14 protein-coding genes are annotated in these 11,999 nt (G+C 57.3%); 9 read left to right on the top strand and 5 right to left on the bottom strand.

Annotation, left to right across the window (positions count from 1 at the left end; all coding sequences use genetic code 11):
• Positions 1–31: 31 nt before the first annotated feature.
• Positions 32–1,861, bottom strand: a complete 1,830-nt coding sequence (locus tag ACVVH8_RS25650) for a hypothetical protein (protein WP_475226996.1) — start codon at positions 1,859–1,861, stop codon at positions 32–34.
• 165 nt (positions 1,862–2,026) lie between these two features.
• On the opposite strand from ACVVH8_RS25650, the gene ACVVH8_RS25645 reads away from it, so the two are divergent.
• The 3 genes from ACVVH8_RS25645 (at position 2,027) to ACVVH8_RS25635 (ending at position 3,697) form a co-directional block, all read left to right on the top strand.
• Positions 2,027–2,515, top strand: a complete 489-nt coding sequence (locus ACVVH8_RS25645; protein WP_103303605.1) for a TIGR00645 family protein — start codon at positions 2,027–2,029, stop codon at positions 2,513–2,515.
• 136 nt (positions 2,516–2,651) lie between these two features.
• The gene (locus tag ACVVH8_RS25640) at positions 2,652–2,957 is read left to right on the top strand and encodes a DUF6482 family protein (RefSeq protein ID WP_103303604.1); all 306 of its coding nucleotides are present in this window, start codon (positions 2,652–2,654) and stop codon (positions 2,955–2,957) included.
• A gap of 122 nt (positions 2,958–3,079) precedes the next feature.
• Positions 3,080–3,697 (top strand): FKBP-type peptidyl-prolyl cis-trans isomerase, encoded by a 618-nt coding sequence (locus tag ACVVH8_RS25635; protein ID WP_103303603.1) that lies wholly within the window; start codon positions 3,080–3,082, stop codon positions 3,695–3,697.
• Between the two features lie 132 nt (positions 3,698–3,829).
• On the opposite strand, the gene ACVVH8_RS25630 is transcribed toward ACVVH8_RS25635, so the two are convergent.
• The 3 genes from ACVVH8_RS25630 to ACVVH8_RS25620 form a co-directional block, all read right to left on the bottom strand.
• Positions 3,830–4,087 (bottom strand): PA4570 family protein, encoded by a 258-nt coding sequence (locus ACVVH8_RS25630; protein ID WP_034153845.1) that lies wholly within the window; start codon positions 4,085–4,087, stop codon positions 3,830–3,832.
• A gap of 205 nt (positions 4,088–4,292) precedes the next feature.
• Positions 4,293–4,634 (bottom strand): zinc ribbon domain-containing protein YjdM, encoded by a 342-nt coding sequence (locus ACVVH8_RS25625; protein ID WP_475226992.1) that lies wholly within the window; start codon positions 4,632–4,634, stop codon positions 4,293–4,295.
• Between the two features lie 124 nt (positions 4,635–4,758).
• Positions 4,759–5,727 (bottom strand): polyprenyl synthetase family protein, encoded by a 969-nt coding sequence (locus ACVVH8_RS25620; RefSeq protein ID WP_007950962.1) that lies wholly within the window; start codon positions 5,725–5,727, stop codon positions 4,759–4,761.
• 240 nt (positions 5,728–5,967) lie between these two features.
• Between ACVVH8_RS25620 and rplU the strand changes: the two genes are divergently transcribed.
• The 5 genes from rplU to ACVVH8_RS25595 all read left to right on the top strand — a co-directional run bounded on the left by rplU (position 5,968) and on the right by ACVVH8_RS25595 (position 9,712).
• Positions 5,968–6,282: a 50S ribosomal protein L21 gene (gene rplU, locus ACVVH8_RS25615; RefSeq protein WP_007950961.1), complete on the top strand. Its 315-nt coding sequence runs from the start codon at positions 5,968–5,970 to the stop codon at positions 6,280–6,282.
• A gap of 35 nt (positions 6,283–6,317) precedes the next feature.
• Entirely contained in the window at positions 6,318–6,575 is a 258-nt protein-coding gene (gene rpmA / locus ACVVH8_RS25610; RefSeq protein WP_003176049.1) for a 50S ribosomal protein L27, read from the top strand.
• A gap of 193 nt (positions 6,576–6,768) precedes the next feature.
• Positions 6,769–7,992, top strand: a complete 1,224-nt coding sequence (gene cgtA / locus ACVVH8_RS25605) for an Obg family GTPase CgtA (RefSeq protein ID WP_103303602.1) — start codon at positions 6,769–6,771, stop codon at positions 7,990–7,992.
• A 123-nt stretch (positions 7,993–8,115) separates the two neighbouring features.
• Entirely contained in the window at positions 8,116–9,234 is a 1,119-nt protein-coding gene (proB, locus tag ACVVH8_RS25600; RefSeq protein WP_103303601.1) for a glutamate 5-kinase, read from the top strand.
• Between the two features lie 10 nt (positions 9,235–9,244).
• On the top strand, positions 9,245–9,712 hold the full coding sequence (locus ACVVH8_RS25595; protein ID WP_103303600.1) for a CreA family protein: 468 nt from the start codon (positions 9,245–9,247) through the stop codon (positions 9,710–9,712).
• 124 nt (positions 9,713–9,836) lie between these two features.
• Here the strand turns inward: ACVVH8_RS25595 and rpsT are convergent, their stop codons facing one another.
• Entirely contained in the window at positions 9,837–10,109 is a 273-nt protein-coding gene (gene rpsT, locus ACVVH8_RS25590) for a 30S ribosomal protein S20 (RefSeq protein WP_003228351.1), read from the bottom strand.
• A gap of 252 nt (positions 10,110–10,361) precedes the next feature.
• On the opposite strand from rpsT, the gene murJ reads away from it, so the two are divergent.
• A complete protein-coding gene (murJ, locus tag ACVVH8_RS25585; protein WP_475226990.1) occupies positions 10,362–11,900 on the top strand; it encodes a murein biosynthesis integral membrane protein MurJ in 1,539 nt (512 codons plus the stop codon).
• The last annotated feature ends 99 nt before the right edge of the window (positions 11,901–11,999 follow it).

The following is an 11,999-nucleotide window of genomic DNA, read 5'->3' as shown; positions in this document are numbered from 1 at the left end:
TGCGCAGGGACTGCTGCAGGTTGCGATCTTTTCAGGGTGCCGAATCAGGCATCTGCGCCTTGTCGAGTTTGACCTCAAAACCGTATTGCACGGTGGCGAGGTCGGTTCGCTGATAGGTCTCCACGTGAGTTGGACGGCCATAAAAATAATGCACGCCAAACAGCGCCGGGCCTTCTGCGCTCGCGTCGTGGCTGACCGAAAGAATCTGCTTCAGGTAATTGCCACTGTCGTCCTTGACGAAGAATCGCCACTCGTTGGCGGGGAACAGTTTCAGGTCCACCACCAGCGTGTTGTTCTTGATCTCCAGGCCTTTGGGCAGAGACTTGCCGTCGTAGGATTTCTTGTCGACCGTTGCCAGAAACAGCGGCATCGAGCCAACGGCGATCGCCGGGGTTTCCGGGAACAGATTCAAATCGTAGGTGATCGTCGCTCGCAGCGGATCAACCTGATAAGCCTCGGGCGGCAGTTCGATGGGTTCATCGAGTTTGCCGCTGCGTTTTTCGGTGAAGAATGTCACCGGGCTTTCACCGGGGTTGAAGTCATCGCCGAGCAGTTCATCGTTGAAGGTGCGGCGATGGGAAAACTCGATGCGCGCGGCGCTTGGGTCTTCAACCGATTGATGGACACGGATGCCAGCCTTCAACTGCTCTTCAGTGAGGCTTGCGCCTTTGAGCCAGTTCACGGCCAGATCGTCATACACCACCACCGGCAGATCCAGCGGCTGGATGGCTTTTTCCGTGGTGTGCTGATGGAACGCGCGAATGGGCAGATCCAGCGTTTTGCGGGTCACGGTGACTGCCGAGAAGTCGAGCACACTGACTTCCAGGGTTTCGATCGGGCCGTTGAAGTAGACCTTGTTGTAACGGCGCGGGTGCTGTTGATCGAAGGCTTGCTGTTCGTCGCCGAGCTGTTTTTCCAGCGTGTCGCTCCAGGTCTTCTGCTGTTGCAGGTGTGCCAGTTGTTTTTCGTAGAAGGACACCTGCTCCGGGCTTTCGTTGATCGAGCCGGCACGCACCAGATATTGCCCGGTGGCGTCGCGGGCCTGAACGATCAGCGGATTGAGCTGGGCGTCGGCGACTTCCGGAGCCAATGGCAGGTTGTTGCTGAATTCGACCTCGGCGTAGTTCTTTTCCAGTTTCAGCACTTTGACGCTGAGGTTGTCATCGGTACGCGTCTGACCGACATCCTTTTTACTCAGATCGAAACTGAACAGACGTCGCGGCGCGATCACTTCCACTTTGCCTTGCAGGCTCACCGGTTGTGGCTGGGTTTTCTTGTCCACGTCGAGGCCGTCGATGAACGGGTAGGTCACGGTCAGGTCATCGGGATTGGTGACGTTGGAGCTTGAGGGGCTTAACTGAATGCCTGGATCGGTTTCCGACCACTCCGGCTGGTAAGCAATGACGCGCTTGTTGCTCAGGGTGACCGATTGCCATTCCACGCCATGGGGAAACAGGAAGCCGCCGGGAATGTTGAGGTTGAACGGGAAGACCGGTTGCAGATCCGTGAGGTAATCGGAACTGGCGTCCTTGTGCAGCACGAACAGGCCATTGATGAAGGTGTCGACCAGCGCCTGCGGGGCAGGGTAGTGCTTGAGGATGCCGAGGGCGTCTTCACCGTATTCGGTTTTTGCCACCATGCTGTCGAGTTTGAGCTGGGCGCGTTCAAGCAACAGCAGCGAGCCGCCGAGTTCGGTGACGGCGTCCTTGAGCTTCGGATCGCTGATGGCATCGAGTGACTGTTCGAATTTTGCGGTTTTTTCTTCCAGGCTGAGCGCATGCTTCTCGTCACCGGGCGAGCAGCCGCCGAGGAGCAGGGTCAAGCAAATTCCGGCAGTCGTTATCGGCAATCGCACATCCATTTCCACTCGTCCTGTCCGCTGTCGCTGAGCTGTCATTGGCTTGGACACTAGCAGAAAAAAATGCCACACACGCGCAGGTGACGGATTTTCGGGCAGTTTCTGGGTGTCACAGGTGGCTGGTATACTCGCCGCCGATTACCACCCCCACCCCATGTGTGAGATTCAATGGAACGCTTTATCGAAAACGCAATGTACACCTCGCGCTGGCTGTTGGCGCCGATCTACTTCGGGCTCTCCCTCGGGTTGCTGGCGCTGGCGCTGAAGTTCTTCCAGGAAGTTTTCCACGTCATTCCCAATGTGTTCTCGATGGCTGAATCGGATCTGATTCTGGTGTTGCTGTCGCTGATCGATATGGCTCTGGTGGGCGGCTTGCTGGTCATGGTGATGATTTCCGGCTACGAGAACTTCGTCTCGCAACTGGACATCGATGAAGGCAAGGAAAAGCTCAACTGGCTGGGCACCATGGATTCTTCGTCGTTGAAGATGAAAGTGGCGGCCTCGATCGTGGCGATCTCCTCGATCCACCTGTTGCGGATCTTCATGGATGCCAAGAACGTCGATCCCGAGCATCTGAAGTGGTACGTGATCATTCACATGACCTTCGTGCTCTCGGCTTGCGCGATGGGTTATCTGGACAAGGTCACCAAGCACTGATCACGTTTTGATCGCTGCAAAAAACACCGCCCGTCTGTTGCGAAACAGACGGGCGGTGTCGTTTGTGGCTTGTGCTTTGTTGCGCGCGGGCATATCCCTGTAGACGTCTTGGCTCGCCACTGCGTGAGGTGTGTTCATGAACCTGCAAGAGTTGAATGCGTTTGCCATCGCCAAAAAGGTTGATGAGCTGAACCTGATCTCCATGGAAGGCGGGATTTACCTGCTCGAAGCGCGGATGCATGGCGCGGCGTACCCGTTGAGTGATCTCAAGGGCAACATGCTGACGCTGCGTTCGGTCGAGCACGCACGGGATCTTTTGCACAGTTTCCCGGTGTTGCCGTTCAACCTCGTACACACCTCGGTACACGATGAAATGTGTGGCCTCGGCGCCAGTGGCGAGGAAAGCCTGAAAGTACCGCTTGCCTGGCGCTCGGCCCTGTAGGCCCTGCGCGCCACAGGTCTGGCATCTGTGCTAGTCTGCTCGCCCTTTTGGTTCCGGGCGCGCCGGGACGCGCTGTGCACGCACGGCAAGTCTTGTGGCCGTCCGCACAGCGGAGCAGTGTCATGTCCGAAGTAAATCTGTCCACCGACGAAACCCGCGTCAGCTACGGCATCGGCCGTCAGTTGGGTGACCAGCTGCGCGACAATCCGCCACCGGGTGTCAGCCTGGACGCGATCCTGGCCGGTCTGACCGACGCTTTCGCCGGTAAGGAAAGCCGTGTGGGTCAGGAAGAAATGTCCGCCAGCTTCAAAGTGATCCGCGAGATCATGCAAGCCGAAGCAGCTGCCAAGGCTGAAGCCGCTGCTGGCGAAGGCCTGGCCTTCCTGGCTGAAAACGCCAAGCGTGACGGCATCACCACTCTGGCTTCCGGCCTGCAATTCGAAGTGCTGACTCAAGGTGAAGGCGCCAAGCCGACCCGTGAAGACCAGGTGCGTACTCACTACCACGGCACGCTGATCGACGGCACCGTGTTCGACAGCTCCTACGAGCGCGGCCAGCCTGCAGAATTCCCGGTTGGCGGCGTGATCCCTGGCTGGACCGAAGCCCTGCAACTGATGAATGCCGGCAGCAAATGGCGTCTGTACGTGCCGAGCGAGCTGGCTTACGGCGCGCAAGGCGTTGGCAGCATCCCGCCGCACAGCGTTCTGGTGTTTGACGTCGAACTGCTCGACGTTCTGTAAGACCTGGCCTGCCTTGATGGCGGGCTAATGTAGGAGTGAGCCTGCTCGCGATGGCGTGTTTTCAGTCGACTGATGTGTTGTCTGATACACCGCTATCGCGAGCAGGCTCACTCCTACAGTTTTTACCGCGTTTCATAGTTCTATCTTGTGATGCAGTTCGCTGGTCGGGCGCAACGCCCGGGCGTAGCAGAACAGGAACAGATTGCGCACCAGCTCCTTGAGCACCAGCGGCTCACTGGAATTCAGGCTGCTGACGTCCAGATCCCCCTGATCCTGCAGTTCATGCAAGGCTTCTTCTTCAAGCACCGCACAGACTTCACCGGTCTCCCGATGGAGGATTCTGAGGTAAGGGTGTGGGCGATCCAGCCACGCGTCGATCAAATAAGTCATGGTTCTAATCTCCTTGAAAGGTTTCAATGAGAATAATTCTTATTCATCAAATAGCAAGTGCCTATTGGCAGATTGTGAATTTTTCCGGGTAAAGATTGCGTAAGGTCAAAACGGCTGGCGTTTGGCTATTGCGTGAATTGGCTAGGGGAAAGCGGGGAGGGTGAAGCTCCATCCCACGTCGGGCGCGGGATGGATCACAACAGGTTCAGACTTTTCTGACGAACTCGGATTTGAGTTTCATTGGGCCGATACCGTCGATCTTGCAGTCGATGTCATGGTCGCCATCGTACAGGCGGATGTTCTTGACCTTGGTGCCGACCTTGACCACCAGCGAGGTGCCCTTGACCTTCAAGTCCTTGATCACGGTGATAGTGTCGCCGTCTTGCAAGACGTTACCCACCGAATCTTTCTTCACTGCATCATCAGAGGCCACTTCGGCTTCGCCATTGGCCGACCACTCGTGGGCGCACTCCGGGCAGATCAGTTGCGCGCCGTCTTCATAGGTGTATTCGGAATTGCATTTCGGGCAGGGTGGCAACGTGCTCACTAAGGCTCCTTGGGATGTGGATCGCTAAAAGTCGCACATTGTATAAGGTTTTAGCGGCAAGCGGGCAGGCAACAAAAAGCCGCAGGCTTCGGAGAAGGCTGCGGCCCTTGATTGCTCGGGATGATCAGTGTGTGCGGGCGACCGCAAACTCACTCAGTTCAACCAGTGCATCGCGATACTCGCTGGCCGGCAGCGCGTCGAGGCACTTGATCGCACGGGCCACGTAATCACGGGCCAGTTGCGCGGTGTATTCCAAAGAACCGGAAGCTTCCACGGCGATGCGGATGCTTTCCAGATCTTCGATCCCGCCTTTCTGGATCGCCTGACGCACCAGGGCTGCCTGTTCAGGCGTGCCTTCGCGCATGGTGTAGATCAGCGGCAGGGTCGGTTTGCCTTCGGCCAGATCGTCACCGACGTTCTTGCCCAGGGTTTCGGCGTCGCCCTTGTAGTCGAGCAGGTCGTCGACCAGTTGGAACGCCACGCCCAGGTGATCACCGAAGGTACGCAGGGCTTCGCTCTGCTCGGCGGTGGCGCCGGCCAGCGCGGCGGCGCTGTGGGTCGAGGCTTCGAAAAGCATCGCGGTCTTGCCGCGGATGACTTCCATGTAGGTTTCTTCGGTGGTGCTGGCGTCACGAACCTTGGACAGCTGCAACACTTCGCCTTCAGCGATAATGCGCGTGGCCTGGGACAGGATCTTCATGACCGGCATCGAGCCCAGTTCGACCATCATCTCGAACGAGCGTGAGTACAGGAAATCGCCGACCAGCACGCTCGGGGCATTGCCCCACATGGCGTTGGCGGTCGAGCGGCCACGGCGCATGCCGGACATGTCGACGACGTCGTCATGCAGCAGGGTCGCGGTGTGCAGGAATTCGATGGTGGCGGCGAGCAGGCGCATGTCGTCGCCTTCGCGACCCAGGGCCTTGCCACACAGCAGCACTAATAAAGGACGCAGACGTTTGCCGCCGGCCGAGGTGATGTAATCGCCGATTTTCGATACCAGCGGCACTCGGGAAGTCAGCTGCTTCTTGATGATGCCGTCGACGGCGCTAAAATCGTCCGCCACCGCGCGGTAGAAAGCTTGGGGTTGCATCAGCGAGAGTCGCTCCAGAAGGGTTGCGCGGCATGCTAGGACCCCCATCCAGACCTGTCAAGGCGCGATGGACGGCTACTTGCAAGCCTGCGGCGCCTTGCGTACAATCGCGCACCCTGAACTTCCTGGGCAGCACCTGCCTTACGCAATTGCAAGCGGGCCTTCCAGCCCCATGCAGCCATGCCAGCCAATACCTCTTCTTATAAAGAGCTGGGTGAGCAGGATTATCGGAGAAATACCATGTCTTATGCAGTAATCGTTACTGGCGGCAAGCAGTACAAAGTCGCCCCAGGTGAATACCTGAAGATCGAAAAACTGGAAGTCGCTACCGGCGAATCCGTTACCTTTGATCGCGTTCTGTTGGTTGCCAATGGCGACGACGTGAACATCGGCGCTCCAGTTGTTGCTGGCGCTACTGTTGTGGCTGAAGTGATCTCCCAAGGTCGTCACGATAAAGTCCGCATCATCAAGTTCCGTCGTCGTAAGCACCACATGAAGCGTATGGGCCACCGCCAGTGGTACACCGAGATCAAAATCACCGGTATTCAGGCTTAATTTCAGCCTAATTCCTCACTAGGAGAATTGAACTCATGGCACACAAAAAAGCTGGTGGTAGTACCCGTAACGGTCGCGACTCAGAAGCCAAACGCCTTGGCGTCAAGATGTATGGCGGCCAGAAAATCATTCCGGGCAACATCATCGTGCGTCAGCGCGGTACCCAATTCCACGCCGGTTACGGTGTAGGCATGGGTAAGGATCACACCCTCTTCGCTAAAATCGAAGGCGTGATCAAGTTTGAAGTAAAAGGCGCGTTCAACCGCCGTTACGTGAGCGTTGTCGCGGCTTAATCGCGAGATCGCTGGAAGAGCCCTGTCTTGCGACGGGGCTTTTTCGTTTGTGGGGTGAGTCTCTTGCAAAACTGTTTGTATGGGCTGTCGGCGTGCGATGCAGGTCGTGTTTTGGGGTCGCTGCGCTCATTTTTGCAAGAGTCTTATGTCTTGATTGTTTTTCGGCTCGTCCGTATGGCGAGAGGCGTTGGTTATGAAGTTTGTTGATGAAGTATCGATTCGCGTAAAGGCTGGTGATGGCGGCAATGGCGCCATGAGTTTCCGTCGGGAAAAGTTCATCGAAAACGGTGGTCCGAACGGTGGTGATGGTGGTGATGGCGGCTCTATCTACATGATGGCTGACGAAAACCTCAACACCCTGGTCGACTACCGTTACACCCGGCACTTCGATGCCGAGCGTGGTTCCAACGGCGGCAGCACCGATTGCACCGGCAAGAAAGGTGAGGACCTGATCCTGCGCGTTCCGGTCGGCACAACCGTGATCGACTCGGCGACTCAGGAAGTCATCGGCGACCTGACCAAGGCCGGTCAGAAGTTGATGGTCGTACAGGGCGGTTGGCACGGTCTGGGTAACACCCGTTTCAAATCCAGTACCAACCGTGCGCCACGCCAGACCACGCCGGGTAAGCCGGGTGAGCAGCGTGACCTGAAACTGGAAATGAAAGTACTGGCTGACGTGGGTCTGCTGGGCTTGCCGAACGCCGGTAAAAGTACCTTCATTCGCTCGGTCTCTGCCGCCAAGCCGAAAGTTGCCGACTACCCGTTCACCACGTTGGTGCCAAACCTCGGTGTGGTCAGCGTCGATCGCTGGAAGAGCTTCGTCGTGGCCGACATTCCGGGTCTGATCGAAGGTGCTTCCGACGGTGCTGGCCTGGGTATCCGCTTCCTCAAGCACTTGGCGCGTACGCGTCTGTTGCTGCACCTCGTCGACATGGCGCCGCTGGATGACACCAGTGCACCGGATGCCGCGGAAGTGATCGTCAACGAACTGATCAAGTTCAGCCCGTCCCTGGCTGAGCGTGATCGCTGGCTGGTGCTGAACAAGTGCGACCAGATCCTTGAAGAAGAGCACGAAGAGCGTGTCAAGGAAATCGTTGATCGCCTGGAGTGGACCGGTCCGGTTTACGTGATCTCGGCGATCGCCAAGATCGGTACCGAGCGTCTGTGCCATGACATCATGCGTTACATGGAAGATCGTGCTGATCGTCTGGCCAATGATCCGGCTTACAAAGAAGAGTTGGCCGATCTCGACCAGCGCATCGAAGACGAAGCTCGCGCGCAATTGCAGGCGCTGGATGACAAGCGTGCCCTGCGTCGTAGCGGCGTGAAGTCGGTCCATGACATCGGTGACGATGATTGGGACGAAGAAGATGTGGATGACGAAGACGGTCCGGAAATCATTTACGTGCGCGACTGATTCGTTGCAGTAAACTTAAGCGCCGCTCAATCGAGCGGCGTTTTAGTATCTGGAAATCGCAAGTCACAAATAACGTCATGGGTGGCGCTGGGTCGCGCTGCCCTCAAGCTAAGGTTGAAGATGATGCGGAGCAAGGTGACAGGTGCGCAGCGTTGGGTCGTGAAGATCGGCAGCGCTTTGCTGACAGCTGATGGCAAAGGGCTGGATCGTGCGGCAATGAGTGTTTGGGTCGAGCAGATGGTGGCCTTGCATGAGGCCGGCGTCGAGTTGGTGCTGGTGTCCTCAGGGGCAGTGGCGGCCGGCATGAGCCGTTTGGGCTGGACCGCACGACCCAGTGCGATGCACGAGCTCCAGGCGGCCGCGGCAATTGGCCAGATGGGGCTGGTGCAGGCTTGGGAGTCGAGCTTCGCCGAGCATGGTCGGCACACTGCGCAGATTCTCCTGACTCACGACGACCTCTCCGATCGCAAGCGCTACCTGAACGCCCGCAGCACCTTGCGTGCGCTGGTCGAGCTGAAAGTCATTCCGGTGATCAATGAAAACGACACCGTGGTCACCGATGAAATCCGTTTTGGTGACAACGACACGCTGGCAGCGCTGGTGGCCAACCTGGTTGAAGCCGATTTGCTGGTGATTCTCACGGATCGCGATGGCATGTTCGACGCTGATCCGCGTAACAATCCCGAGGCTCAGCTGATTTATGAGGCTCGCGCCGATGATCCGGCTCTGGATGCGGTTGCGGGTGGAACTGGCGGTGCGCTGGGGCGGGGCGGCATGCAGACCAAGTTGCGTGCGGCGCGTCTGGCTGCGCGTTCCGGTGCGCATACCATCATTGTCGGTGGGCGTCTTGAGCGTGTACTTGATCGCCTGAAGGCGGGTGAGCGTATCGGCACCTTGCTGTCGCCTGAGCGTGGCATGCTCGCGGCGCGCAAGCAGTGGCTGGCTGGGCATCTGCAGACTCGCGGCACGCTGGTGTTGGATGATGGGGCGGTGTCGGCGTTATCCCAAGGCAACAAGAGCTTGCTGCCAGTGGGTGTGAAGTTGGTGCAGGGCAGTTTCCGTCGCGGTGAGATGGTGGTCTGTGTGGCGCCGGATGGTCGTGAAATCGCCCGTGGTCTCGCCAATTACAGTGCGCTGGAAGCGCAAAAAATTATCGGTCAGTCGTCAGAGGCGATTGTCGGTTTGCTGGGTTACATGGCTGAGCCGGAATTGGTTCATCGTGACAACCTGATTCTGGTTTAAGGAAAACTTGATGCGTATAGCAAAAGGATTGTTGGGTCTGTTGATGGCGTTGCCGTTGCTGGCCTCGGCCGAAGAAATCGGTCAGGTATCGACAGTGTTCAAGCTTGTCGGTCCAAATGATCGGATCGTGGTCGAGGCGTTTGATGATCCGAAGGTCGAGGGTGTGACCTGCTATCTATCGCGCGCCAAGACTGGGGGCGTGAAAGGTGGCTTGGGTCTGGCTGAGGATCGCGCCGAAGCCTCGATCGCCTGCCGTCAGGTGGGTCCGATCAAGTTCAAAGGTGAGCTGAAGGATGGTGACGAGGTGTTCAAGGAGCGCACGTCGCTGGTGTTCAAGACCATGCAGGTGGTGCGCTTCCTCGACAAGAAGCGCAACACGCTGGTGTATCTGGTCTACAGCGATCGCGTGATCGAGGGTAGTCCGCAGAATGCGGTGACCGCCATCCCGATTCTGCCGTGGGTGCCGGTTCAGCAATAACGCGCAAATCAGATGTGCAATGTGGGAGGGGATGAGTCCCCTCCCATTTTTTATGAGCGGGATTTACCAAATCGCAGGCAATAAAAAACCGACCCTGAGGTCGGTTTTTTAATGACTACGTCGATTAAGCAGCTTCTTTCAGCGCTTTAACGTGGCCATTCAGGCGGCTCTTATGGCGAGCAGCCTTGTTCTTGTGGATGATGCCTTTATCGGCCATACGGTCGATAACTGGCACAGCCAGAACGTATGCAGCTTGAGCTTTTTCAGCGTCTTTTGCGTCGATGGCTTTAACTACATTCTTGATGTAGGTGCGAACCATGGAACGCAGGCTGGCGTTGTGGCTGCGACGCTTCTCAGCCTGTTTTGCACGTTTTTTGGCGGAAGGTGAGTTGGCCACCGTCGAGCTCCTCGAAAGACTTTTTAGGAAATAGCAAACAAAATAGGCCGCGAATCATGCCGATGAGTTGAAGTCTTGTCAAGGGCACTTGAAACGTTCCGCTAAGTGGTAGGTATAAAGAGGCGGGATATTTATTTCCGGCGCTTGACCTGTAAACTCGCGAGCTTTGGCTCTGTGCTGCTGCGGCGCGGAGTATCGCACAAGTAGGCGCTTTGTTCGCCTGCTGTTTATCGACAGGCACAAATTCCCTCAATGAATCTGCTCAAATCGTTGGCCGCCGTCAGCTCTATCACGATGCTTTCCCGTGTTTTGGGGTTTGTTCGTGACACGCTGATTGCTCGCACATTCGGCGCCGGGATGGCGACGGATGCCTTCTTTATTGCCTTCAAATTGCCCAATCTGCTGCGGCGGATCTTCGCCGAGGGCGCTTTCTCGCAGGCATTTGTGCCGATTCTGGCCGAATACAAAAGCCAACAGGGCGAGGAGGCGACACGCACATTCATTGCCTACGTTTCGGGGTTGCTGACCTTGGTGTTGGCCGTGGTCACTGCGCTGGGTATGATCGCGGCGCCCTGGGTGATCTGGGCCACGGCGCCCGGTTTCACCGACACACCGGAAAAATTCCAGCTCACCTCCGATCTGTTGCGGGTGACGTTCCCTTATATATTGCTGATCTCGCTGTCGTCGCTGGCCGGTGCGATTCTCAATACCTGGAACCGCTTTTCGGTGCCGGCGTTTGTGCCGACCCTGCTTAACGTCAGCATGATCGTGTTTTCGCTGTTCCTGACGCCGTACTTCGATCCGCCGGTCATGGCCTTGGGCTGGGCCGTGCTGGTGGGCGGTCTGGCGCAACTGCTTTATCAACTGCCGCACCTGAAAAAGATCGGCATGCTGGTGTTGCCGCGTCTGAACCTGCGCGATAGCGGTGTCTGGCGGGTAATGAAGCAGATGTTGCCGGCGATCCTCGGCGTGTCGGTCAGTCAGATTTCGCTGATTATCAACACCATCTTCGCCTCGTTTCTGGTCGCGGGCTCGGTGTCGTGGATGTATTACGCCGACCGCTTGATGGAATTGCCATCCGGCGTGCTCGGCGTGGCGCTGGGCACCATTCTGCTGCCGACGCTGGCGAAAACCTACGCCAGCAAGGATCGCCATGAGTATTCGCGAATCCTCGATTGGGGTCTGCGTCTGTGCTTTGTGCTGGTGCTGCCGTGTGCACTGGCGCTGGGGATTCTCGCTGAACCGTTGACCGTATCGCTGTTCCAGTACGGTCAGTTCAGTGGCTTCGATGCCGAAATGACCCAGCGGGCGCTGATTGCCTATTCTGTCGGTCTGCTCGGGATTATCGTGATCAAAGTGCTGGCGCCGGGCTTTTATGCGCAACAGAACATTCGTACTCCGGTGAAAATCGCGATCTTCACCTTGGTGGTCACTCAATTATTCAACTTGGTATTGATTGGCCCGTTGGCGCACGCCGGCCTGGCGCTCGCGATCAGTGCCGGCGCGTGCCTGAATGCCGGGCTGCTGTTCTATCAATTGCGCAAACAAAAGATGTATCAACCGCAACCGGGTTGGTACATGTTCGGCTTCAAACTGGTAGTGGCTGTGGCGGTAATGTCCGCAGTATTGCTGATCGGCATGCATTTCATGCCCGCGTGGGATCAAGGCCACATGCTTGAGCGCTTCCTGCGTCTTGGCGCTTTGGTGGTTGCCGGTGTGGTTGCGTATTTCGGCATGTTGCTGCTGCTCGGTTTCCGTCTGCGCGACTTCAATCGCAAGGCCTTGAGCTGAGGTTTCACCCTTTATGAACGGGCGCGGGCCGGCAGTTTTGTCGGCTCGATCACTTTGCGTTACGGTGTTGCCTGTCGTCGACCGTCGGGTGTGGTTATA

It is taken from the genome of Pseudomonas trutticola BRTCR10, from assembly GCF_056155105.1.
Note: the sequence above shows the minus strand (reverse complement) of the source record. Positions and strands in the feature narration are given on the sequence as shown.